At 71.1% G+C, this 23,580-nt stretch carries 20 protein-coding genes and 2 tRNA genes; 2 read left to right on the forward strand and 20 right to left on the reverse strand.

Annotated elements, in window-relative coordinates; genetic code table 11:
• Window positions 1-11: 11 nt before the first annotated feature.
• The 3 genes from AC27L3_RS11075 to AC27L3_RS11085 form a co-directional block, all read right to left on the reverse strand.
• Window positions 12-617: an ATP-dependent Clp protease proteolytic subunit gene (locus AC27L3_RS11075; RefSeq protein ID WP_487233884.1), complete on the reverse strand. Its 606-nt coding sequence runs from the start codon at window positions 615-617 to the stop codon at window positions 12-14.
• A 314-nt stretch (window positions 618-931) separates the two neighbouring features.
• Window positions 932-2,290, reverse strand: a complete 1,359-nt coding sequence (tig, locus tag AC27L3_RS11080; protein ID WP_487233815.1) for a trigger factor — start codon at window positions 2,288-2,290, stop codon at window positions 932-934.
• A 130-nt stretch (window positions 2,291-2,420) separates the two neighbouring features.
• Window positions 2,421-2,497 (reverse strand) — tRNA-Pro (locus AC27L3_RS11085).
• Between the two features lie 154 nt (window positions 2,498-2,651).
• On the opposite strand from AC27L3_RS11085, the gene AC27L3_RS11090 reads away from it, so the two are divergent.
• Window positions 2,652-2,725: transfer RNA gene (locus AC27L3_RS11090), tRNA-Gly, on the forward strand.
• Window positions 2,726-2,791: 66 nt separating this feature from the next.
• Here AC27L3_RS11090 and AC27L3_RS11095 read toward each other — a convergent pair.
• The 13 genes from AC27L3_RS11095 to AC27L3_RS11155 all read right to left on the reverse strand — a co-directional run bounded on the left by AC27L3_RS11095 (window position 2,792) and on the right by AC27L3_RS11155 (window position 17,879).
• Complete coding sequence (locus AC27L3_RS11095) at window positions 2,792-2,986, reverse strand: hypothetical protein (RefSeq protein ID WP_365968871.1); 195 nt, start codon at window positions 2,984-2,986, stop codon at window positions 2,792-2,794.
• A 149-nt stretch (window positions 2,987-3,135) separates the two neighbouring features.
• A complete protein-coding gene (locus AC27L3_RS11100) occupies window positions 3,136-4,554 on the reverse strand; it encodes a DUF6177 family protein (RefSeq protein WP_487233816.1) in 1,419 nt (472 codons plus the stop codon).
• A complete protein-coding gene (gene eccCa / locus AC27L3_RS11105) occupies window positions 4,551-8,543 on the reverse strand; it encodes a type VII secretion protein EccCa (RefSeq protein WP_487233817.1) in 3,993 nt (1,330 codons plus the stop codon). Before eccCa ends, AC27L3_RS11100 begins: the two co-directional genes overlap by 4 nt.
• 12 nt (window positions 8,544-8,555) lie before the next feature.
• The gene (locus AC27L3_RS11110) at window positions 8,556-9,683 is read right to left on the reverse strand and encodes a MinD/ParA family ATP-binding protein (protein ID WP_487233818.1); all 1,128 of its coding nucleotides are present in this window, start codon (window positions 9,681-9,683) and stop codon (window positions 8,556-8,558) included.
• A gap of 28 nt (window positions 9,684-9,711) precedes the next feature.
• Window positions 9,712-11,079: a type VII secretion integral membrane protein EccD gene (eccD, locus tag AC27L3_RS11115; protein WP_487233819.1), complete on the reverse strand. Its 1,368-nt coding sequence runs from the start codon at window positions 11,077-11,079 to the stop codon at window positions 9,712-9,714.
• A gap of 22 nt (window positions 11,080-11,101) precedes the next feature.
• Window positions 11,102-11,488: a hypothetical protein gene (locus AC27L3_RS11120; protein ID WP_425583184.1), complete on the reverse strand. Its 387-nt coding sequence runs from the start codon at window positions 11,486-11,488 to the stop codon at window positions 11,102-11,104.
• A gap of 58 nt (window positions 11,489-11,546) precedes the next feature.
• On the reverse strand, window positions 11,547-12,698 hold the full coding sequence (locus AC27L3_RS11125; RefSeq protein WP_487233820.1) for an ADP-ribosylglycohydrolase family protein: 1,152 nt from the start codon (window positions 12,696-12,698) through the stop codon (window positions 11,547-11,549).
• Complete coding sequence (locus AC27L3_RS11130; protein ID WP_487233821.1) at window positions 12,695-13,015, reverse strand: hypothetical protein; 321 nt, start codon at window positions 13,013-13,015, stop codon at window positions 12,695-12,697. Before AC27L3_RS11130 ends, AC27L3_RS11125 begins: the two co-directional genes overlap by 4 nt.
• Window positions 13,016-13,037: 22 nt before the next feature.
• Window positions 13,038-16,085 carry a toxin glutamine deamidase domain-containing protein gene (locus tag AC27L3_RS11135; RefSeq protein WP_487233822.1) on the reverse strand — a complete coding sequence of 1,016 codons (3,048 nt, stop codon included), beginning with the start codon at window positions 16,083-16,085 and terminating at the stop codon, window positions 13,038-13,040.
• 6 nt (window positions 16,086-16,091) lie between these two features.
• Entirely contained in the window at window positions 16,092-16,517 is a 426-nt protein-coding gene (locus AC27L3_RS11140) for a DUF6507 family protein (protein ID WP_487233823.1), read from the reverse strand.
• A gap of 45 nt (window positions 16,518-16,562) precedes the next feature.
• Complete coding sequence (locus tag AC27L3_RS11145; RefSeq protein ID WP_365968882.1) at window positions 16,563-16,877, reverse strand: pore-forming ESAT-6 family protein; 315 nt, start codon at window positions 16,875-16,877, stop codon at window positions 16,563-16,565.
• Window positions 16,878-16,897: 20 nt separating this feature from the next.
• Window positions 16,898-17,230: a hypothetical protein gene (locus AC27L3_RS11150; RefSeq protein WP_344434345.1), complete on the reverse strand. Its 333-nt coding sequence runs from the start codon at window positions 17,228-17,230 to the stop codon at window positions 16,898-16,900.
• Between the two features lie 136 nt (window positions 17,231-17,366).
• Window positions 17,367-17,879: a hypothetical protein gene (locus AC27L3_RS11155; protein ID WP_487233824.1), complete on the reverse strand. Its 513-nt coding sequence runs from the start codon at window positions 17,877-17,879 to the stop codon at window positions 17,367-17,369.
• A 144-nt stretch (window positions 17,880-18,023) separates the two neighbouring features.
• On the opposite strand from AC27L3_RS11155, the gene AC27L3_RS11160 reads away from it, so the two are divergent.
• The gene (locus AC27L3_RS11160) at window positions 18,024-18,815 is read left to right on the forward strand and encodes an ATP-grasp domain-containing protein (protein ID WP_487233825.1); all 792 of its coding nucleotides are present in this window, start codon (window positions 18,024-18,026) and stop codon (window positions 18,813-18,815) included.
• Here the strand turns inward: AC27L3_RS11160 and AC27L3_RS11165 are convergent.
• The 4 genes from AC27L3_RS11165 to AC27L3_RS11180 are packed head-to-tail and all read right to left on the reverse strand — an operon-like array spanning window position 18,796 to window position 23,528.
• Complete coding sequence (locus AC27L3_RS11165) at window positions 18,796-19,125, reverse strand: hypothetical protein (protein ID WP_487233826.1); 330 nt, start codon at window positions 19,123-19,125, stop codon at window positions 18,796-18,798. The two genes, AC27L3_RS11160 and AC27L3_RS11165, sit on opposite strands and share 20 nt — an antisense overlap.
• The gene (locus tag AC27L3_RS11170) at window positions 19,122-19,655 is read right to left on the reverse strand and encodes a hypothetical protein (protein ID WP_487233827.1); all 534 of its coding nucleotides are present in this window, start codon (window positions 19,653-19,655) and stop codon (window positions 19,122-19,124) included. The genes AC27L3_RS11165 and AC27L3_RS11170 overlap by 4 nt, the downstream gene beginning before the upstream one ends.
• 7 nt (window positions 19,656-19,662) lie before the next feature.
• Window positions 19,663-20,685 carry a hypothetical protein gene (locus tag AC27L3_RS11175; protein WP_487233828.1) on the reverse strand — a complete coding sequence of 341 codons (1,023 nt, stop codon included), beginning with the start codon at window positions 20,683-20,685 and terminating at the stop codon, window positions 19,663-19,665.
• On the reverse strand, window positions 20,682-23,528 hold the full coding sequence (locus tag AC27L3_RS11180) for a hypothetical protein (RefSeq protein WP_487233829.1): 2,847 nt from the start codon (window positions 23,526-23,528) through the stop codon (window positions 20,682-20,684). The genes AC27L3_RS11175 and AC27L3_RS11180 overlap by 4 nt, the downstream gene beginning before the upstream one ends.
• Window positions 23,529-23,580 lie beyond the last annotated feature (52 nt).

Consider the following 23,580-nt stretch of genomic DNA (forward strand, 5'->3'; position numbering starts at 1 on the left):
ACGGCCGGGGATCAGGCCCCGGTGCCGCCGCCGCCCGGAACGCCGGAGGCGTGGGTGATGATCTCGTCGATGATCCCGTACTCCTTGGCCTCCTCGGCCGTGAACCAGCGGTCGCGGTCACCGTCGCGGATGATCGTCTCGACGCTCTGGCCGGTGTGCGCGGCCGTGATCTCGGCCATGCGCTTCTTGGTGCGCAGCAGCTGCTCGGCCTGGATCTTGATGTCGGAGGCGGTGCCGCCCAGGCCCGCGGAGCCCTGGTGCATGAGGATGTCGGTGTTCGGCAGCGCGAAGCGCTTGCCGGGGGTGCCACCGGTGAGCAGGAACTGGCCCATGGAGGCGGCCAGGCCCATGCCGATGGTGACGACGTCGTTCGGGATGTACTGCATGGTGTCGTAGACCGCCATGCCGGCCGTCACCGAACCACCGGGGCTGTTGATGTAGAGGTAGATGTCCTTGGTCGGGTCGGCGGCCAGGAGGAGCATCTGCGCGGTGATCTTGTTGGCGATGTCGTCGTCGACCTGCTGGCCGAGGAAGATGATCCGCTCCCCGAGCAGCCGGTTGTAGACCTGGTCGCCGAGGCCACCACCGATGGCGATGTCACCGGCGGCAGAAGGCATCAGATTCGTCACGTGTCCACCTGCTCGTCTCTGACGGCAACGGGCCGTCTCCGCGTCTTCTCTCGGGAACCGGGGGGCCGCGGTGCCGGTGGGCGCCGGCGCGCTGCCTTTTCTCCCCTGCCCTCGTATCTACGGACCCTAACGCGCTGGTCGGCGGGCGCCATCCCGCATCAGGAACTGTTCGCTCTGAGCGCATGAGCCACGGCCGCGGGAACCTGCGTCAGGCCCCGGGCACGCACGACGGGCCCGGACGCGCAACGCGTCCGGGCCCGTGCGCTCACTCACAGGAGCGATCGAGGGGCGACCCCGGGGGCTCAGGCCTCCGTGGTCTCCGCGGCGGCCTCGGCGGCCTCGTCCTCGTCCGCCTCGTCGAGGTCGACGACCTCGCCGTTGGTGTCCTTGACCGTGGCGGCCTCGACGACGGTCGCGAGGGCCTTGCCGCGGGCGACCTCACCGACGAGCATCGGGACCTGGCCCTGCTCGACGACGGCCTGCGCGAACTGGTCGGGGGCCATGCCGGAGGACTGGGCGCGGCGCATCAGGTGCTCGGTCAGCTCGTCCTGGCCGACGGAGACCTTCTCCTTGTTGACGATCTCGTCGAGGACGAACTGGGTCTTGATGCCCTTCTCGGCCTGCTCCTTGAGCTCGGCGTCGAACTCCTCGGCCGTCTTGCCCTGCATCTCGAGGTACTTCTCGAGGGTCATGCCGATCTGGCCGAGCTGGTGGTGCTCGAGGTTGTGCTTGCGGGTGCGGATCTCGTCCTCGAGCAGCTTCTCGGGCATCGGGACCTCGACCAGCTTCAGGAGCTCCTCGAGGACCTTCTCCTGGGCCTGGGTGGCCTGGTCGAACTTCTTCATGCGCTCGAGGCGCTTGCGGCTGTCGGCCTTGAGCTCGTCCAGCGTGTCGAACTCGCTCGCCATCTGGGCGAACTCGTCGTCCAGCTCGGGCAGTTCGCGGGCCTTGACGGCCTTGACGTCGACCTTGATCTCGGCGTCCTTGCCCTCGGCGCTGCCACCCTTGAGCTGCGAGGTGAAGGTGGCGGAGCCGCCGGCCTCCAGGCCCTTGACGGCGTCGTCGATGCCGTCGAGGAGCTGGCCGGAGCCGATGGTGTAGTCGACGTCCTGGGCGACGCCGTCCTCGAGGACCTCGCCGTCGACCTTGGCCTCCAGGTCGACGGTGACGATGTCGCCCTCGGCGGCGGCGCGCTCGACCGGGGAGGTGGTGGCGAAGCGCTCACGCAGCTGCTCGACGGACTTCTCGACGTCCTCGTCGGTGACCTCGGTCGCGTCGACGGTGACCTCGATGCCGGAGTAGTCCGGGATCTCCAGCGCGGGGCGGACGTCCACCTCGGCGGTGAAGGTCAGCAGCTCGCCGTCCTTCAGCTCGGTGATGTCGACGTCGGGCTGACCCAGCGGGTTCAGCTCGCCCTCGTTGACGGCCTCGGTGTAGAACTTCGGGAGGGCGTCGTTGACGGCCTCCTCCAGCACCGCACCGCGCCCGAAGCGCTGGTCGATCACGCGGGCCGGGATCTTGCCCTTGCGGAAGCCCGCCACCGTGACCTGCTGGTTGATCTTCTTGTACGCCGCGTCGAGGCTGGGCTTGAGCTCCTCGAAGGGCACCTCGACAGTGAGCCGAACCCGAGTCGGGTTCAGGGTCTCCACGGCGCTCTTCACGGTTCGGTCTCCTTGGGGCTGACTTCTGGGATTCTGCTGATGTCCAGCGGATCGCGCCCGGTCGACAGACACACGGACACGTAGCTTGCATAGTAACCGCAAGCCCCAGGGGGCCCCAATGTGATCTTGCTGGTCGGGGTGGCCGGATTCGAACCGACGACCTTCCGCTCCCAAAGCGGACGCGCTACCAAGCTGCGCCACACCCCGTAAGTGCGAGACGTAGGGTACATGCCCAGGGGGTGTCCGGACGCCGCTTTTCCGCAGGGCAACCGGTGCACGGGGGTGGCGTGCGGGGGACCGCCCCGACCCGCTACGATGCACACCGTGCCGCGCGCCCCCTTTGGGCGCACACGCAGCGCACGCGGGCGTAGCTCAATGGTAGAGCCCCAGTCTTCCAAACTGGCTACGCGGGTTCGATTCCCGTCGCCCGCTCCACGGGACGCCTCCGACCACCGGTCGGAGGCGTTCGTGCATCCGGCACACCCCGTCCGAGGGCGCGCCTCAGAACTTGATGCCGTTGATCGTCTGGGCGAGCGAGCTGAGGAAACGGTTGATCGAAGGCGCCATGCCGGTCGACGCGAGGAAGAAGCCGAAGAGGATCGCGACGATCGCGGGCCCCGCCTTGATGTTGTTGCTTCGGATCATCACCACCAGGATGATCGCCAGGAGCAGCACCACGGACAGTGAGATGGCCACAACTGATCACACCTTCGATAGGGAACACCCGGCCCGGACCACGACCATCGTGCCACCAACTCGCCCCGTATTGGGATGCCGTGACGATTCATCGGGGTACGAGTAAGGGTTCGTCCCCGCACCCCGGCGCCACAGCCGTCCCGGCAGCCTCAGGACTGCGGCTCGGACGAGCGCAGGTGTCGCATCAGCATCTCCAGTGCCTCCCATCCCTGTGCCGTCTCTCCGTCACCCAGGACGTAGTAGTAGCCGGGCCGCCCGGCGGGCCCCAGCCGGACGGGCGCGGTGGGCAGCGGCGTACGGGCGGCGTGGGCGCGGCCGACGCCCTGCACCTCCTGCGCCCCGAGGACGAAGGCGTACGGCACCGGCGGCCGCTCCAGGCGCGGCGGCGTGGTGAGGTCGGCCCGGCCGTGGCGCACCTGGCAGAGCATCGTGCGCAGCCCGTGCCGGGCGGTCAGCTCCTGCGCCAGCTCCTGCAGGGCCGCGAGCGGCAGCTCCTCGCCGGCGCCGAAGCCGACGGCCACGGTGAGGTCCTCCTCGACCCCGTCGGCCGTGCGTACGACGCGCAGGGTGCCCTGGGCCCGGCCGCCGACCAGGACGGTCCAGGTGGGCCTGGGAGCGCGTTCGTGGGCCAGGTCGGTGAGCTGCCGGCGCGACCAGGGCAGGTTCGCGGGCTCGGCGGTGCCCCAGCCGGCCGGCAGGCAGCCGGCGAGGTGCTGCCAGACGGCCTCCGCGGCGCCGCCGAGGACGAGGTGGTCGTCCGGCTGGTGGCGGGTGCGCAGTGTGATCAGCAGCTGGCGTTCACCGGTGGGCGCGGTCTCGCCGAAGGCGGCGGCCACCGGCGTGTCGCCGGCGGCGTCGCGCGCCGGGGCGAAGGCCCCGTCCTGCCAGCGCAGCACGGCGCCGGACAGCCCGTCGTAGTAGCCGTCGCGCTCGTCCTGCACGACCCAGCGCGACGGCTGGGCGGTGAGCAGGGTGCGGGTGGCCAGGGAGAGACGGCTGTGGCCGGGGGTGACGATCTGCAGGCCGCGGTCGCTCTCCAGGGCGGCGCGCCATGCCTCGGACAGCCAGCTGGTGGTGGCGATCACGGGCCGGTCCTGCAGGACGACGGCGACCTGCTCGGTGAGCACGTCCACGGCGGGCTGCGCGGCGGCCGGCGCGGGCACGGCGGTGACGCCGGAGACGTCGACCGGGGTGCCCGGGTCGTCGGTGCCGGGGGCGCCGGGCGGCCACACGCGGCCGCCGAGCAGCCTGGCCAGGCGGGCGGCGAAGACGCCGGCGAGCCGCTCGGCGGCCGGCACGGCCGTGGAGGCGCGGGCCTCGACCCACCACAGCGGCCCGTCGCCGGCGGGCGCCGGCTCGCCGAGCAGCCGGGCGGCCTCCCCGGGCACCTGCAGCAGCAGCGGTGCCTCGATGGAGACCAGCGGTCGTCCCTGCTCGTCGCACAGCTGCACCACGGCGCCGTCGGCGGTGGTCTGCACGCGCAGGTCGGGACCGCCCGAGAGCAGGCCGGCCAGGACGCTCCAGGCGTCCGGCATGCGCTCGGTCAGCGCGATGACGTCCTTGGTCATGCCCGCTCCCCTTCGTCGGTCTCGTCGGCCAGGGCCGTCTGGATCAGCCGGGTCGGCTCGCCGCGGCGCACCAGCGTGCCGCGGCCCGGCGGCTGGGTGCTCGCGTAGACGCCCGGGAAGAGCTGGCCCTCCTGCCGGTCGCCGGTCATGACGACGGCGGTGGTGCCGGATTCGCGCAGCGTCATCAGGAACGGCTCGTACAGCGCCCGCGAGGCGCCCGCCACGCGGCGGGTGACGACGAAGTGCAGGCCGATGTCCTGGGCGGAGGGGATGAACGGCAGGAACGGCGCCAGCGGCTGCTGGCCGGCGGTGGTGAGGATGTCGTAGTCGTCGATGAGGATGACGATGCGCGGCCCGGAGTACCAGGTGCCGGACGCCATGGCGTCCTGGGCGGCGAGGTCGTCCGGCATGCGCTTCTCGAGCTCGGTGGCGATGCCGGTGGCCAGCGCCCCGCACAGCCGGGAGTTGTGCGCGTAGCCGCCGCGGTACTCCTCGGGCACGAGCTTGCGCAGGCCGCGCCGAGGGTCCATGACGGCGAAGACGAGCTCGTCGTCGCCGTAGCGCTCCATCAGGCCCTCGGCGACGAGCCTCAGCAGGTTGGTCTTGCCGCACTCGCTGTCGCCGAGGATCAGCAGGTGCTGGTCGCGCCGGAAGAGGTCCAGCAGGACGGGCGCGAGCGCGGTCTGGTCCAGGCCGAGGGGCACCCGGTTGGGCTCGGCGGTCGGGGAGGGCAGCGAGGCCGCGGGGATGCGGGCGGGCAGGACGCGCACGCGCTGGGCGCCGTCGCCGGACCAGGCGGCCCGGATGACCATGGCCGCCTGCTCGACGGCCGGGCCGAGTTCGGAGGTCGAGGCGAGGGAGTCGATGCGCGGCAGCGCCGTCTGGGCGAAGAGCTTGCCGTCGGTGAGCACCCGGCCGGGCTCGTCGGGGGCGAGGGTCTCGGCGAGCTTGCGGTCGATGCTGGAGTCGCCGGGGTCGTTCAGGCGCAGCTCGACGCGGGTGCCGAAGGTGGCCTGGGTGGCGATGCGCACGTCGTTCCAGCGCAGCATGGAGGCCACGACGTGGATGCCGTAGCCGCCGCCGCGCTTGAGCAGGTCGGTGACGGCGTCCTCGATCTCGGCGAAGTCGTCGCGCAGGGCGCCGAAGCCGTCGATGACCAGGACGATCTCGGTGGAGGCGAGCTCGGGCACCTTGCCCTCGGCGCGCAGTTCGCGCAGCCGCTCGACGGAGTCGATGCCGTGCTCGCGGAAGAGCTCCTCGCGCGCGGCGAGCATGCCGCGCACCTCCTCGACCGTACGGGCGGCGCGCTCGCGGTCGGCGCGGCCGGCGATGCCGCCGACGTGGGGCAGGCCGGAGAGGGCGGCCAGGCCGCCGCCGACGAGGTCCAGGCCGTAGATGCCGACCTCGCGCGGGGTGTGGGTCATGGCCAGCGACAGGGCGAGGGTGCGCAGCAGCGTGGTCTTGCCGGCCTGGGGGCCGCCGATGACGGCGGCGTGGCCGCCGGCGAGGGAGAGGTCGAGGACCCACTGGCCCTGCCACTGGCGGGCGGGGTCGTCGAGGATGCCGAGCGGCACCTTCATGAAGCCGGGGCGTACGGCCAGTTGCATGCCGCGGGCGCCGGAGTGCACGGGTCCGGCCGAGACGTCGAGGGAGACGGCCCGGGGCAGCGGGGGCAGCCAGATGGCCCGGGTGGGGGCGGCGGCCTCGCGCAGCTGGTCGACGATGACGGACATCGTGGTGGGGCCGGGGTTGCGGTGGCGCATGGCCGGCTCGCCCTCGCCGGGGGCGGCCTCGGGCTCGGCGAGCTCGTTGTAGTCGGGGTAGGGCAGGACGGCCGGGCCGGTGTCGTCGCTCTCGCGCAGGGCGGGGCCGCGGTAGGGGCCGGAGACGAAGCTGGCCTTGAACCGCTCGTAGGCGCTGACGTCGACCTTGAGGTAGCCGAAGCCGGGGATGGGCGGCAGGTTGAAGGCGTCGGTGGTGTCGAGGACGGTGCGGGACTCGTCGGCGGAGAAGGTGCGCAGACCGAGCCGGTACGACAGGTAGGTGTCCAGACCCTTGAGCTTGCCGCCCTCGATGCGCTGGCTGGAGAGCAGCAGGTGCACGCCGATGGAGCGGCCGATGCGGCCGATGGACAGGAACAGGTCGATGAAGTCGGGCTTGGCGGTGAGCAGTTCGCCGAACTCGTCGATGACGACGAACAGGTGCGGCAGCGGGTCGAGGTCGGGCCTGCTCTCGCGCAGGGCGGCGTAGTGGCCGATGTCGGCGACGTTGCCGGCGTCCTTGAGGACCTGCTGGCGGCGCTGGACCTCGCCGGCGAGGGAGGAGTGGACGCGCTCGACGAGGCCGGCCTGGTTCTCCAGGTTGGTGATGACGCCGGCGACGTGCGGCAGGTCGGCGAAGGGCGCGAAGGTGGCGCCGCCCTTGTAGTCGACGAGGACCATGGCGAGGTCCTCCGGCGGGTGGGTGGCCACCAGGGCGAGGACGAGGGTGCGCAGGAGCTCGCTCTTGCCGGAGCCGGTGGCGCCGACGCACAGGCCGTGCGGGCCCATGCCGAGTTCGGAGGACTCCTTGAGGTCGAGCAGGACGGGCTCGCGGCTGTCGCTGACGCCGATGGGCACGCGCAGGAAGGCGCGTTCGCCGCGCGGCTGCCACAGGGCGGCGACGTCGAGGGCGGCGGGGTCGTCGATGCCGAGGAGCTCGGCGAAGTCGACGGGGCCGGACAGCGGCGCGTCGACGAGGGATTCGGCGGACAGGCGCAGCGGGGAGAGCTGGCGGGCCAGGCCCTCGGCGCCGGCGGCGGTGGCCGCGTCGACGGTGCCGCCGGAGGTCAGTGGTTCGGGGTGGCGCAGGTCCTCGATGCGCACCTCGTCGCCGTCGACGGTCAGGCGCAGCGAGACGTGGCCGGGTTCCTGGATGCGCTCGGCGACCAGGTGCAGGACGGTCACGCCCATGTCGGGCAGGGGCACGGCCTCGTCGGGGCGGGGCAGTTCGGCGGCGTCCTCGCCGTAGCCGTCGCTGACGACCAGCAGGCGTCCGGCCATCTCCAGGGCGTCCTTGCCGGACAGGCCGCGGCGCACCTCGGCGGCGTAGGAGGCGCGCTGGCGCAGGTCACGGCCCATGAGGCGGCCGAGGGCGGCCAGGGAGGGGGCGATGCGGCGGGCGGCGACGGGGCCGTCGTGCTCCTCGGGGTCGAGGGTGTGGGGCAGCCACTTCAGCCAGTTCCAGTCGGCCATGCGGTCGCCGGGGCAGGCGAGGGCGAGGGCGACGTCGTCGGGGGCGTGGGTGACGGCGGTCTGGGCGAGCAGGGCGCGGGCGACGCGCAGGACGCCCTCGCGGTCGCCGACGACGCTGACGTTGCCGGCGCGGTCGAGGGGGACGGTCAGGGGCAGGTCTGCCGCGGTGGAGAAGCGGTTCTTCAGGGCCCCGGCCTCGTTGAGCATGAAGCGGTCGGGCGGGGTGAGGACGCTGCCGCCGGGGCGGCCGACCGTGATCTCGCGCACGGGCATGCGGCCGGTGCCCACGCGCACGCGCAGGAAGTCGCCGTCCAGGCGGCGGCGTTCCCACAGCCGGGCGGGGTCGCGCACGATGTCGTACAGCGCCTCCGGCGGCGGGTCCAGGACGCGGGCGACCTCGCGGCGCTCGCGCTCCTCGGCGCCGAGCTCCTCGCGCAGCTCCTCCAGGTACTCCAGGTAGCGCTCGCGCTGCTGGCGCCGGGTGCGCTGGGCCTTGCCGCGCTGGGAGAGCAGCATGCCCACCGAGCCGATGACGGTGACGACGAGCACGATCGCGCCGAGCGAGGCGAACTGGCTGTTGCGCACGACCGTCATCATGATCACGGAGCTCATGACGCCGGCGATGGGCATGAGGGAGTGCAGGGCGCCGCCGGTCTTGCCCTCGGGCAGGTTGGGCGGCGGCTCGATGGTGCGCGCCTCCGGCGCCGGCAGTGGGCGCGTGGTGCGGGCGGGGCGGTGGACTATTCGGGTGGTCATCGAAACGCCTGCTTATCGGTCGCTGCTCGACGGGCGCCGGCTCATGGCGCGGGTGAGGACTTCGGCCGCGAGCTCGGTGACGGCCTCGCGGGTGCCCTGGCCGAGGAGATCGGTGCGGATGGGCCCGCCGCCGGCCAGGTGCCGGTCGTACGGCAGGGTGACGACCTTGACCCCCTCCAGCTGCAGGTGCTCGCTCGCCGCGGCCACGTCGAGCGTCATGTGGGGGGACGTCGCGGTGAGGACGACCACGGTGCCCGGCAGCATGCGCGGCCGCGGCACGGAGGCCATCCACTCCAGGACGGCGCGGGTGCTGGTGATGCCCTCGGTGGTGGCCGGGGTGACCAGGACGCGGGCCTGGGCGGCCGACAGGGCGGTGCGCGAGAGCTCGCTGGGCAGGCTGTCGCAGTCGACGACGGTGATGCCGAAGTAGCGCCGCAGCGCCACCATCGCCGAGCGGTACTCCGCCAGTTCCAGCCGGTTGCCGACGCGGCCCTGGCTGCCGGGCAGCAGCCAGCCGCGCTCGGGCAGCTGGACGAGGTAGCCGACGACGTCGGTCAGCTGCATCGAGGGGTCCAGGATCCGGGCCAGGTCGCTGGTGGTCCAGCGCACCTTGGTCACGCCCAGCCGGGAGGGCAGGGTGCCGAGGTTGGCGTCCGCCTCCAGCATCAGCACCGGGTCCTGGCGGTAGTGCGCGTACGTGCGTCCCAGCAGCGCGGTGACGGTGGTCTTGCCCGCGCCGCCGCGGATGCTGGTGACCACGATCTGCCGGCCGGTGGTCAGCGGCTGCTGCAGCGCCTGCGCGGTGCGGGTGGCCTCCTCCACCTCGCGGGTGGCGGAGGAGCCGACGAGCCGGCGCAGCGAGCGGGAGGTGCGGCGGGCCGCCGAGTCGCCGGCCAGCTGCTTGCCCTTGACCAGCTCGGGCGGCAGGGGCAGTTCCATGGTCACCGGGGTGGGCAGCGGCCGCCGCGCCGGGGCCGGCGCGGGGGCCGGCTGCGGCGCGGCGGCCGGCGCTGCTGGCTCCTGCGGTGCGTCGTTCCCCGGGGCGTCCGCGGGGACCGGGTTCTCCTTGAGCTTGCCGAGGTCGTTGGTCAGGTCGCGCAGGTTGCGCAGGACGTCGCCCTGCCAATCGTCCTGGGACATGGGGTTTCTCCTGGGTCTGCCGTACGCACTAGAACTGGTGGAGCAGGCGCACGTACACGCCGAACACGCCGACCGCCAGCGGGAACAGGGCGATCACGCCGATGGTCTCGACGAGGTCCACCGCGCGGCGCAGCCGCACGCCGACGTGTTCCGGCAGCCGCACGGCCAGGACGGCCAGCGGTGCGACGGCCACCGCGCACAGCGCGGCCAGCGGCCCGTACGGGGTGCCGTGCACGTGGTCGGTCCACAGCACCGCCAGGCGCACCAGCAGCACCAGCGCCGCGGCCAGCAGCGCCACGACCTCGGCGACCAGCGGGAAGGCACGCGAGCGGGAGAGCAGGACGACGGCGAGAACGGCGCCGACGCCGACCGTCCAGCCCGTGGGCGCGGTGACGGCGAGCAGTCCGCCGGCGGTGGCGGAGGCGGCGACGACGACCGTGGCCAGGGCCAGGCCCCGGTGGGTGGCGGCGAGCGCGGTCTCCACCTCGTGGCGGCTGACGGAGGCGCCGCCGGAGCGGCGGTCGTCCAGGCCGGTCAGGCCGGCCGCCATCAGCGCCAGGCGGGGCAGCAGGCCGAGGACCACCACGGAGACGACGGCCATGACGGAGCCCAGGCGGGCCGCGTCGTCCTGCACGAGCGCGACGGCCTCCCACACGCCACCGGTCGCCACGACCGCGCCGGCGCCGATCAGCCCGCCCTTGCCCAGCGGCGAGAACAGGCCGAGCAGGGCCAGGGTGACGGCGAGCGCGGCGGCCGTGCCGGCGAGCCGGGCCGGGCCGCTCCAGGCGTGCGCGTCCGCGCCGGTCCACGCGGCGAGCACGCAGAGGGCGCCGCCGGCCAGCACCAGGGTGGTGCCCAGGTCGCGGGCGGCCTGCCCGCCGCGCCCGCCCATGCGGGCGGCGACCGCGCCGACGACGGCGAGGAGCACGGCCACGACGGTCAGCGGGCCCGCCACGGCGGCGGTTCCCAGGCTGCTGCGGGCGAGCACGCCGGCGGCCACCGCGAGGGCGATCGTGGCCAGGCTCGCGGTCCAGCGCCGCGCCTCGGGTCGCCAGCGCCAGGACCGTACGTCCAGGTCCTCGGCGACCTCGTCGGTGACGTCGTGCACGACGGGCGCGGACGGCGCGTCCTCGACGCGCACGAGCCGCAGCAGCGCGCCGTCGGGCACCTGGGCCTCGGCGAGCGTGCCGTCCTGCGGCAGAACCGTTCCGTCAGCGGTGATCAGATGCCGGGCGGCCGGGCGCTTGCCGACCCTGTCGTCCAGCAGCCGCAGCACGTCGGGCAGCAGTCGCCCGATCGGTTCGTCCGCGGGCAGCACGAGATCCACCCGGCGGCGGTCGCCGACGAGGGTCACCCTGCTCAATTCCGTACGCTGTTTGGCCCCCACGTTCACCACGCGGCAGAACCTATCACTGGCCTCATGACGAGGGCTCCGTCACTTTCTGCGTTCCTTTCGGCTTTTTCGCCGCTTTCGTGTGCGAGGCGGCCGGCTCGGGTACGGCCGACGGCGAAACGGACGGGGTGGCATCGGCGCTCGCCGACGGCCCCGGTGTCGCCGGCGCGTACCGCTGTTGCTGCTGTTTTTGCTGTTCCTTCTGCTTGGCCAGGGTGACCTTGATGAAGGACCAGCCCACACAACCGGCGCACAGCACCGCGGCAATGGCTATTCCGGCGAACACCTTGCCGAGCTTCTCGTCCGCCGTGCGCCGCGCCCGCTGGGCCCCGAAGAGCAGGGCGTCGCGCATCCGCCGGCGCCGTACCGAGACGGACTCCAGCAGTTGACTGTCGTAATCCTTCGCCATCATTCCCCGCTAGTTCCGCGTACTGCTCATTGAAGCCCACCGATGATTGACGATGTGCGCATCAGTAATGCGGATAACGCTCGTACGGAAAGACCGGTTCGCCGTCCGCGACCGGCCCCGCGCCGTGGAACGCGTACGCCAGGTCGTCGGCGACCTCGGCGATGACGGCACGCCCCTCGGTACGCGAGACCCACGCCGCCGGCAGCGCGGCGTCACCGTACAGGGCGCCGATCAGGTTGCCGCACACGGCCCCCGTCGAATCGCTGTCGCCGGAGTGGTTGACCGACAGCAGCAGCGCCTCCCTCACCGAGCCGGGACGGGCGAGAGCCGCGTACACGGCGATGGCCAGGGCCTCCTCGGCGACCCAGCCGCCCCCGAGGCGCTCGGCCTTCTCCGGCGCCGGCTCCCCCTCGGCGGCCAGGTCCAGGGCCCGGCGCAGCGCCGCGCTCGTCTCCTCGTGCCCCCGGTGCCGGGCGAGCAGTTCGAGGGTGCGCAGCACCGCGCCCTCCAGCGACTCCCCGTCCAGCAGGTGCCGCACGATCGCGGCGAGGGCACCCGCGGCGTACGCGCCTGTCGGATGGCCGTGGGTGAGGTGCGCACACTGCGCGGCCAGCCGGAAGGAATCGGGGGCCGGCAGGCCGATCAGCCCGAAGGGCGCCGAGCGCATGACCGTCCCGCAGCCCTTGGAGTCGGGGTTGACCGGCCCGTGCGAACCGTCGAGCGGACCGTACGGATCGGGCACGTACTCCTGCCGCAGCCCCGACAGACAGGCGTTGCCGGGCGCCCGCCGCGCGTACAGCCACGGCTGCAGCCGAAGCCACCCCGAGCGCACCGGGTCGTCGCCGCCCGCCGGCGGGGGCGGGGCCGGGTGGTTCTGCGTCTCCAGCCAGCGCAGATAGGCGTTGCGCACGAGCGCGGTCTCCGCGCCGCCGATGCCGCTGCTGCCGCTGCTGCCCTTCGACTGTGCCCGCGCCCGGGCCCGGATCAGGCCCTCGGCGGTGAACAGCGTCATCTGCGTGTCGTCGGTGACATGCGCGACGACGCCGTTGCCCGCGGGCACGGGGCCGGTGATGCCCCGTGGGCCGAAGGAGGAACGGATGCGGTCGAGGGAGAGGAACTCGACCGGGTTCCCCAGGGCGTCACCGACCGCACCCCCCAGCAGGCAGCCGCGGATGCGGGCACGGAGGGCGGCGTGCGAAGGGAAAGGGATCACTGGCCCTCGCGGGGACGGTAGTGCGTGCGGTACAGCTCGATCGCCTGCTCGAACGGGAAGCTCGGCACAAAGCTGACCCGGCCGTCGTCCTTCGCGATGACCACGTGCGAGCCACCGAGGTTCTGCGGCGGGCGCGTGGGATCCGGCTCCGGCGCGCCCGTCGCGTAGACCAGGTAGCCCTCGTCGAACTCATGGACCGCCAGCCCCATGGGGCTGCCGTCCGGCCACGTCGCGGGGCAGTAACCGCGCGCGACGGCCACGGCCTCCTCGGGGGTCGACGGCACGCGGGGCGCGTATTCGGGGGTGTGGGAGGACATCGTCGTTGCCGTTCCTACGTTCCTACTGGGCGGCGGTCGGGTTGTGGGGGTGGGGGTAGGGCTGGGGGTGAGGTTGGGGCTGGGGGGTGGCGTACGGGTTGTGCTGCGGGTGGACGGGCTGGGTGTACGGGTTCACCTGCGGGGTGGCGTAGGGGTTGTACGGCGGGTGCACCGGCTGCTGGACGGGCTGGTTGTTGTACGGGTTCACCGTCGGCTGGTGCGGGGTCTGCGGGTGAACCGGCTGGTGAACCGGCTGGTGCACCGGTTGCTGGACGGGCTGGTGAACCGGCTGCTGGACCGGCTGATTGTTGTACGGGTTCACCGTCGGCTGCTGCGGGGTCTGCGGATGGACCGGCTGCTGGACGGGCTGGTGCACCGGTTGCTGGACCGGCTGGTGGTGCGGGGTGACGGTCGGCACCGCAGGGGCGTGCTGCGGAATCGGCGGCACCGGCTTGCGGTTGGCGTCCATGACGATCGACCAGACCCCGGCCGCGTTCGTGTGGATGGGAACATCACTGACGAGCTTGGCCTGGGTGTCCACCCACAGGATCCTGCCGTGGTGGTTCACCGCGGTGAAGGCGTGCCCCGTGGCCGCGACGCCGTCCGGCGACGGCCAGGCCACGGCGATGGCAGCCGCCGACCCGTGCCCGGACGCGTGCAGCCGCTGCGCCAGCTGCTCGTAGGCCGGCCCCTTGCCCTCGTAGTGGTACGAGGAACCGGCCCAGCGCTCGATGTTCGCGGTGGAGTTCCGCTCGGCCGACATGCGGTCCAGTGTGCCGTCCGGCAGCATGTCCCACGTACGCGGCGCGGAAACCTGCGGGTTGCCGTACCAGGTCTCCAGGAACGAGCGGGTGCAGTCCGCGCAGTTGTTGCTCCGGCCGGGCACGGACATGCCGCCGTCGTTCTGCAGCTCCGACCAGTGCTCGGTCGGGTCCGGGAACCGCTGGAAGTTGCCGGCGGCGTCGCGCGGGACGGCGTTCTCCAGCAGCACCTGGTCGATCGCGTGCGGCTCCCGCAGCCCGGCGGGACCGCCCTTGAGCTCGTTGCGGATGTCGAGATGGCTCGCGGACGCGGTGGAGGGCTGGGGGACGGGGTCGCGCGGGGTGTGGAGGGGGTCGTGCTTCCCACCGCTGAGCTCGCTGGGCCGCTCGGGGGCGGAGGAGTCGTGGTGGGGGTTGCCGTCGTGGTGCCCGTGGTCACCGGCGGGGTGATCGCCGTCGTGCCCGGAGGGCTCGTGCCCGGAGGGGGACTCGTGCCCGGAGGGCGACTCGTGGCCGGAGGGCGACTCGTGGCCGGAGGGCGACTCGTGGCTGTGCGGGGCGTCGTGCCCGGAGGGCGACTCGTGCCCGGAGGGCGCGTCGTGGGATGCCGGCGCGTCATGCCCGTGCTCGTGACCGGGCTCGTGCCCGGAAGGCGCGTCATGGCCGCCGCCGCGCCCGGAGGGCGCGTCGTGGGGCGCGGGCGCATCGTGCCCGTGGGGCGCGGGCGCGTCGTGCCCGTGGGGCGCCGCCGCAGGCGCATCGTGGTGGCCGGAGCCGGAGCCGGAGCCGGGCCCGGCCTCCGGGGTGCCGGTGCCGTGGCCGGGGCCGTGCCCCGGTACCTCGCGCGGACCGCCGTCCACGGCCGGACCGTGCGCACCCGGCGCACCATCCGCACCGTGCACACCCGCATGCACCCCGACCGGCTGCTCCGCGTGCACCGACGGCGCGTGGACCGGCGTGGCCGTGGACGAGGGGATCTGCTGGTGCGCGGCACGGTCGGCAGCGGAAGCCTCGACCGGGATGGGCTCCGTGTGGGGTGCGCCCGCCGGGGAGACCATCGTGCCGTTGTCGTGCAGGATCGTTCCGTCCGGCAGCTTCACCGAGTGGTCGGTCACCGACACCGGTACGGAGAGGTCGTGCGGTACGGCGATGCCGCCCTCCGGCACGGCGAAGTTGGCCGGCGTGACCTTCGCGCCGTTGCCGAGGTTCGCCTTGAGGCCGGACATCATGTCGCCGACCTTCGGGATCGAGACCTTGAGGCCCTCGATGCCCTTGCCGAGGCCCTTGGCGACGTACGTCATCGGGTCGATGACCTTGCCGATCTTGCCCGCGACGCTCGCGACCTTCGCGACCGTGCCGGCCTTGGCGACGTTGCCGGCGCCGGTGAGGGTGGTCAGGATGTTGAAGGTGACGGCACCGGCGGCGCGGGCCGGGTTCTTGCTCCACTCGTCCCACGCCAGCATGGCCTTGCCGGCCTCGCGGGCGACCTTCTTCGAGTCCTGCACGAACTTCGGCAGCATGGAGTCGGGAATGGCGCGGCCGATGGGGCTGGAATAGACGGCCACACCCACGGCGAGCATGCCCAGTCCCTTCCAGGCGTTCTTCATGTTGTCCCAGCCGTCGAAGCCGACCAGGGTGCCGAGGCCCTTGATCGTGCCCCAGACGCCGTCGACGATCAGGCCGTCCCACACGAACGACTTGATCCAGTGCCCGACTTCGTACCAGTGGTGGCGCTCGTCCTCCGGCTGACCCCAGGGGGCCTTGGCGTGCTTGAGGTCCTCGGCCTTGAAGCCGTACATGTTCTTCTTGTGCGAACCGTCGTCCGCGATGAAGTGCGTGCCGCCGACAAGGTCCGTGATCTTGTTGGCGGCACGCCGCTCGGCCTCGTAGAAGGCGGCGACCGTGGTGTCGATGTCACCGCGGATGCGCTTTTGGTGGTTGACCTTGTCCTCGTCGTAGGCCCAGTCGTCGTCGCCCTTCACCGAGGCGACGAACTTCTCGGCCTCCGACTTCAGCGACTTGAGCTTCTCGGCCAGCGGCCGCACTTCGGCCGCGTACTCGGTCAGCGCGGAGGAGACCTTCTCCAGCTTGCCGCCGAAATCCTTCGCGCGGTCCCGCACCGGAAGCGTCGTCGCGAAGAGCTTCTCCGCCTCCGGTGCGTGATAGAACGCCGACAGTCCGTGGAACTTGGTGTGGACGTCACCGCCCGTGTCCCGGATGTCGCCCGCATTCTTCGTCAGAGCGGACGCATCCTTCTCCAACTCGGCGAGGTTTCCGGTGAACTGCGGTATCTCCCCCGGTACGAGCACGACCCGCTACGCCTTTCCTGTGCCCTTGCCCTGCTGACCCTTGCCGCCACCCTGGTTGCCCTGGTTGCCCTTGAGTTCTTCGGGCGTGGGCGCCTTGATGGCGTTGTTCTGGGCGTCCTGCGCCATCTGCTCGTCACCGTGGACGTACGCCTTGGTCGCCTCGACGGCGCCCTTCATGGACTTGCCGGTCCGCGCGGCGATGAACTGCAGGTCGCTCTTCGTCTTCTGCGCGAACTCCGCGAGGGCGACGGCCACCAGGCCGCCCCCGCCCTCGGGCGCCTTGCCGCCGGCGGCGATGGTGCCCGCGTGCGTGCCGGCGTGCTCCATGTTGGTGGAGTACGAGGTGAACTGCCCTTCCAGCTTTCCGGCCACCTCACCGGTAGCGGAGAGGACGGAGTTCACACCGCCCACGTCGATGTCCCACTTGCCCATGCCGGGCCCTCCCCGTTCGTCCTACGCGCTGCTGGCTGCCGGCTGCTAGCCGATGGCGTCGACGGCGGCCTTCGCCTTGGCCAGCGTCGACTGCGCCGTACCGTCGTTCTTCTCCATCGTCGACCGCAGGAGGTGAATGATCTGCCGCACCTCCGTCGCCGCCTTGTTCCAGCGCACTTCCTTGTCGTGATACGCGTCCGACACGCCATCCGCCTGGAAGTCGGCCATCGCCGCCTTCACCGCACCATCACGCTCCGTCAACACCGTCTCCAGACGCGAGATGATGCCCTGCAGCGACCCCTGCACCTCAGTGGACGCACCCACGTCGTAACTACGACGGTCCGCACCTGCACCAGCCATGTCAGTGATCCCCCGTTTCCTTAACGACCCGAGAACCGAGCCGCATCGAAGTTCGCCGCCGCCATCTGCTGACGCGCGTTGTCCGCCGACTCCTGGTCACCCTGACCGAACGACGAATCCATCCCCGACTGACCACCCAGAATCGCACTCAGCGAACTGTTCAGAGCCGCCGTCACCTCATCCGAATGCGCCTTGAACTGATCGAACGCCGCCTTGCCCGAACCGTTGAACTTCCCCTCCAACGGCTGCGCGGCGACAATCAGCTGGCGGATCAAACCGCCCAGATCGTCACTCGAACCCCGCGTCTTCGAAACCAGGCCGGACAGCGTCGTACTACCCATATCGAACTTCATGAGCACAGACCCCCGAGTTCTCTCTCACGCCACTCGATGACTCGAACATGTCTACCAACATCACCAAGGTGATCACAAAGCCCTGACCCCGCTGACGGGTGCTCTGTTACGAGACCGTGGCGTGTGGTTGGTGTTGCTATGACCCGCGAACGGCCTGGAAGACGATGAACGCCACCCAGGCGACCGGCAGCAGCAGACCGAGCATGTACGGCCGCCGGCGCAGCGGCACACCCGGGTCGAGCTGCTGCCGCGGCTGCCCCGGCACGGGCGGCGGCAGCTTGGTGATCCGGGCCCGCACGACGAGGTTCCACAGCAGCGTGAACGGCGTGAAGAGCACGAGGGAAACCGGGCTCCACCAGCCCTGCACCATCGTCTTGCCGGTCATGTCGCGCCATACGGACATTCCGCAAGTACGGCAGAACGGGCCCTCCAGGCGCAGGAACCGCATCATGACCAAAATGCCCTGATGGCCGCGCACGGTCGCATCGACGGCGGGGAAGCCACCGCAAATACGGCAGTAGGTGTGGGAAGCATGCGCAGCCGGCGCAAATCCCGGCTGCGGGTGCCCCGGCTGCGGCGGCGCGTAACCGACCGGCTGCTGCGGGTGCTGGTACTGCGGAAAAGGCTGCTGTTGCGGCGGAGTCGCCACGAATGTCCCCCGTACGTATCCATCAAAGAATCCCGGACCGCGCACGACTCGCGGCGGGCACAGGCGTTCATGTCTATCAACGTTGCAATACACATGCAAAGCGCCCGGACAATCCGGACGGGCCCGATGGAATCCTTGACCCCCATGACGACGACGGATTACCTCGCCCTCACCCCGCAGCCCTCCACGACGGCCCACCTCCTGGCGACCGAAGCCCGCCGGCGCGGCATGCGGGTGGAGGTCCTCACCGCGCCCGGCCCCGACGGCGCCCGCCCGGGCGCCCACTACTTCGGCGGCCCGAAGCTCGCGGCACGCATACGCGACGCCCTGGGCATCGCCCTGCTGGAACCGGCGGACGACTGGCTGACGACGCTGCCGCACACCTACGTCCGGCGGCGCATCACCGCATCCACCCTGGCCGAAGCCGGCCGGCTACCGGGACGGGTTTTCGTCAAACCGCCGAGCGACAAGAGCTTCCCCGCAGCCGTCTACGCGAACGGCACCCACCTCATGCACGCCTGCGCAGACCAGCCGCCGACGACTGCGGTCCAGGTGTCCGACGTCGTGACGTGGGCACGAGAATTCCGCCTGTACGTCCTCGACGGCGCATGCCGCACGGGCAGCCAGTACGCGACCTTCGGCCGCCTGGACCCGGCGCCCCTGTCCGGGCACCCGGACGAGGCCGCCGTCCTGGACTTCGCCCATACGGTCCTGAGCACGCACGCCCACACGCTACCGAGCGCGGTCGTGCTGGACGTCGGCCTGCTGGAGGAGGGCTGGGCGGTGGTCGAGGCCAACCTCCCCTGGTTCACGAACTGCTACGCCGCGTCCCCGGACCAAGCCCTCGACGTCGTCCTCCGCGCAGCGGGCCCCCGCGAACGCCTGACGCCCCGCGACACCCCGTTCTGCCGCCACCTCACCCCACCAACCCCCTGAGCCGCTCCTCCTCCACGACCGGCATCCGATAGCCGGCTGCCCGGACCCGCGCCACGAACGTCTCGGGGAGCGGAAAGCCATACCGCTCCACGTAGAACCACAGCACCCCGCGCCATGCCCACTCCCCGTCGGTGAGAAGGGCGCCACCCCCAAGGACGTACTCCCCGGATCCGAATACGTCCTCGACACCGCCCATGGAAGCGAAGAGCACATGCCCGGCCCGCAGATAGCCGGCCAGCGCCGCCGAATCGGGTTGGCCCTCCCCCGCCTCCGGGCAGAATTCAGGTCCGGGCGCGTCGAGGAACTTCACGCCGCCTGCCCCTCGGAAGCCACCCCGAGATCGCGTCGCATCGCACTCCGCATGGCCCGGATCAGCTCCCATATCCCATACTGCGCCTGCGCCGCGCCCTCCATCGTCTCGCCCGCCGCCGGCTCGCCCCGCTCAAGGCGCTTGACCTGACCGTAGGTGTCGGTCAGGGCACGATTGACAGCGCGCGCACAGGCGAGCACCTCGTCGGGGGCGATCATCTGCGCCTCCGAATACCGGTCGCGGTGGGCGTTCTTCGCCTCCTCCAGCGCTTCCTTGTCGGCGTCCTGGACATCGCGTTCCCGCATGACGTGCAGGTGCCGGTTGAGTGCGGTCGTGAACTGGCGCGCGTCCCTGTTGAGCTCGACGTAACAAGCACGACGCAGCGCGAGTTCCTCCCGGGACTCCTGGTGCACCCGCACCAACTCGAGCTCGTGCCGCTTGGCCCGCTCCGCCCCACGCTGACTGAGCAGGGCACCCGCCACGGTCCCGGCCACCCCGACAACGGCGATGACCACCGATCCGAGATCCACGACCGTCTCAGTACCGTCCCGCCAGGTCTCGCAATGCGCCCAGGTTCGCCGCGTCGGCGTCCGAGCCGGGAAGCACGCTTCCCGCACCGGCCCCTTCGACGGCCGCGAGCTCCCGGACGGCTTCGGCCGGTGAGAGTCCGCGGCTCTTTGCGGATGCGAGCCGTGCAAGCCAGAACGCACCGGCTTCGAAGGCCGCTTCGCCGGCCGCGCTCCGAGGCTCGTAGCCCGCGGCCGCATCGGCGTCGGCTTCCCACAGGTACCCGAGAATCCGACCCCCATGAGCCACCGCCACGTAGTGGACAGCGCCCTCGGTCTCGTCGACGTAGCCTTCCGGTTCCGAAGACGCAGCCTCAGCCAGCTTCTCAAGCCTGTGGGGGACTTCGAACATTTCCCAGGAGTCGAGGAGTTCGGGGTCCTCGTCCGGAAGTTCCTCGAAGCCGTCAGCGGTGGGCGTGGCGTACCAGGTAGGGTCTCCGGGGTCGGGTTCATCACCAGTGAGTTCCGAAATTCCCTGCAGTGCCGCACTCAGGCGCGGGGCGTTCGACGAGTGGACCTCGACCTGCTTGTAGCCCCGCAAATTGTGGGTGAGCCAGGCGTCGGAATAGGTGTGCAACGTGACCGTTTCAGCAGAATCCGACCATGCCGCCACATCGATTTCGAAGAGCCTGGCGGCGGCGATCTCGGTCCCCGCGTCCGTCCACTTGCCGGGGCAGCTCAGCCAAAAGCTGACAAGCCCTTCCGCATCACCTGCCGCATCCGCCGCCTCCTGGAGCAGTCGAACGAGGTCGGCTCCGCCGTCCGGAGTCCCGGGGGCGACCGCTACGTGACGACGCGAGAAGAGGACTTGCTTCGTCGGGCCCGCGCTCCGGACCTCCGCAGCCCCCTCCGGCGCTCCGAAAGCGCAGCCGAGACCTACCAGCAGGTCGTGGACAGCAAGGGCTGTCCGGACACACCTCTGCAGCGTCCCACTCCCTGCAGGTCCGGATTTGACCTGCCAGGTCCAGCTGCCGACTGGAATCGATGTGATCACTGGACACCCTTCGGGTAAAGACTGCCGTCCGGAGGAATGATGAGGTTTCCGTCATCGAGACGTATGACGAACGAGATGCCCTCGCCCTTCTTCAAGGTCTCCGGATGAATTCCGTCGTGCACTTGCTGGAGGGTTTCCGCGTATCCCCTGCTCCGCCAGTCGGCCAGAGTACCCCGGCTGTCAACGAGAAGCACCCTGTGGTTCACATCGGCCCGCTGCAGTTGGAGCAGATACTTGTCGCGCGTTATTTCGTCGAGGGGATTCAGCGGATCGTTGAGCCGCTTCATCTGGTAACCCACCGCATAGCCCGTCCTGTCGCGAACCAGAACATCGATGTCTGCCTTGTTGGCTTTGTGCTCGAATTCTATGTCCCGGAACCCTCGTTCATACAGGTCATTGGCAAAGCGGATCTGGTCCACCGCGGGCTGCATGAGCTGCTCACGCGCCGCCCCCATGCTGGAGACGACCTGGGCGAAGTTCTCGCTCTTGGCGAAGCGCCCGGAGGCGACGACTTCGGCGATCTCCTGGCCGTTCGGGTGTGTGGACAACCGGTCGAGAATGTTCTCCAGGACCTTCGGCTTGGGCCGCTTGGCGCCCGGCAACTGACGAATGCCGTCGTGGAACCTCTGCTCCAGATCACTTCCCCGCACCAGAGGGGCGTGCTGGGACTGAGGGGCATCAGGAGCAGGAGTGTGATCAGCCGGACCGGGCTCCGGGGTGTGTGCGGCATCGTCTTCATGCGTGTTGGGCGCAGCAGCGTCGTGCTCGCCGCCGTGACCTTCGCCGTCGTGAGGCGGATTCCCGTCGTTCTCGTGCCGAGGCTCGGGCTCATGCCCCTGCGGTGTCGACTCGGAGTTGCCAGGGGCCGAGTGGCCGTCGCCGTTCTGGCCGTGCTGCCCGCCCGGTTCTCCGGATCCACCGGCCGGAGTGTCGTGCGGGGTGTGAGGGGAGGCAGTAGAGCCGTGGTCTGCGACAGGACCGTGAGCACCGCTGCTGGGGACAGCCGGGTCCACGCCGTGACTTCCTGGGCCGCTCGCAGGAAGTCCACCTCGGCCGGCCCCTGAAGCGCCGGCGTTGTCCGTCGCTCCGGGTAATCCGCCACCGTGGGGCGACGAATGAGGAACACCGCCGTCCGGAGCACCGATGTGCATGGAGGCCGGAGCGTGCGGGCCCCCGGCGGATGCAGAGCCAGGGGAAGGAACATGGCCACTGGCGTGGACGGTGTTGCCATCGGCAGCTCCCACGTGGGCCGCCTGCTCCGCACTGCCGCCGCTCGCGTGGACGAGCACCGGCTTCTCGGCGTCGGCCGCCACGTGCGTGGAGGCGGCGATCTCATGGTGGGCGGCGCGGTCGGCGCCCGAGAGCTCGACCGGGATGGGGTTCTTGTGGGGGCCCGTGACCGGGTCCACCATGCGGCCGTCCTCGTGGAGGATCGTTCCGTCGGGGAATTTGACGGACTTGTCCGGGAGAACGGCAGGCGCGGCGTGCGTCGGGGCCGGGGCCGCGTGCGCCGGCGCGGTCGCGCCCGGTGCCGTGGGCGCCGGAGCCGGCGCCGCATGGGTCGCCGCTCCCGGCGTCGCGTCCGTCGCCACGTGGGTCGCGCTCGGCGCCGCATGCGCCGCCGCACCCGCATCCCCCACCGGCACCGCATGCGTCGTCGTCGGCACGGCGACATGCGTCGCCTCCGGCACCTTCACCGCCAGGTCGTGCGGCAGCGGCAACGACCCCGGGGCCACCTTGCCGCCGCCGATCGTGTTCCTCAGGCCCGCCATCAGGTCGCCGACCTTGGGGACGGACACGTTGAGGGCTCCGAGCCCCTTTCCGATGTACGTCATCGGGTCGATGATCTTGCCCGCCTTGCCGGCGATGTTCACGACCTTGCCGGCCACGCCCGCCTTGGCGACGTTTCCCGCGCCCGTGATGGACGTCAGGACGTTGAAGGTGACGGCACCCGCCGCGCGGGCCGGGTTCTTGCCCCATTCGTCCCAGGCCACCATCGCCTTGCCGGCTTCCCGGGCGACCTTCTTCGAGTCCTGGACGAATTTCGGCAGCATCGAGTCCGGGATCGCCCGGCCGATCGGGCTCGCGTAGACCGCGACGCCGACGGCGAGCATGCCCAGGCCCTTCCAGGCGTTCTTCATGTTGTCCCAGCCGTCGAAGCCGACCAGGGTGCCCAGCCCCTTGATCGTCCCCCACACGCCGTCGACGATCAGGCCGTCCCACACGAACGACTTCACCCAGTGGCCGATTTCGTACCAGTGGTGCCGCTGGTCCTCCGGCTCGCCCCACGGGACCTTCGCGTGCTTCAGGTCCTCGGCCTTGAAGCCGTACATGTTGCTTTTGTGCGAACCGTCATCCGCGATGAACTGCGTGCCGCCCACCAGTGCCGTGATCTTGTTGGCGGCGCGCCGTTCGGCCTCGTAGAAGGCCGCCACCGTTTCGTCCACATCGCTGCGAATGCGCTTCTGGTGGTCGGTCTTCTTCTTGTCGTAGGCCCAGTCCTTGTCGCCCTTGACCGAGGCGACGAACGACTCCGCCTCCGCCTTCAGCGACTTCAGCTTCTCCGCCAGCGGGCGCACCTCGGCCGCGTATTCCGTCAGCGCGGACGAGACCTTCTCCAGCTTGTCGCCGAAGCCCTTCGCCTTTTCGCGCACCGGCAGCGTCGTCGCGAAGAGCTGATCCGCCTCGGGAGCGTGGTAAAAGGCCGACAGACCCTGGAACTTGGCATGGATGTCCCCACCCGTGTCCCGGATGTCCCCGCCGGTCTTCGTCAGGCCGGAGGCGTCCTTCTCCAGCTCCCCCAGATTTCCCGTGAACTGCGGTATCTCACCCGGCTCCAGCATGACCCACGCCCCCCTGCGTCACACAGCTGCTCGAACATGTCTACCAACCCCA

The sequence above is a fragment of the Streptomyces sp. PKA51 genome, from assembly GCF_057552455.1.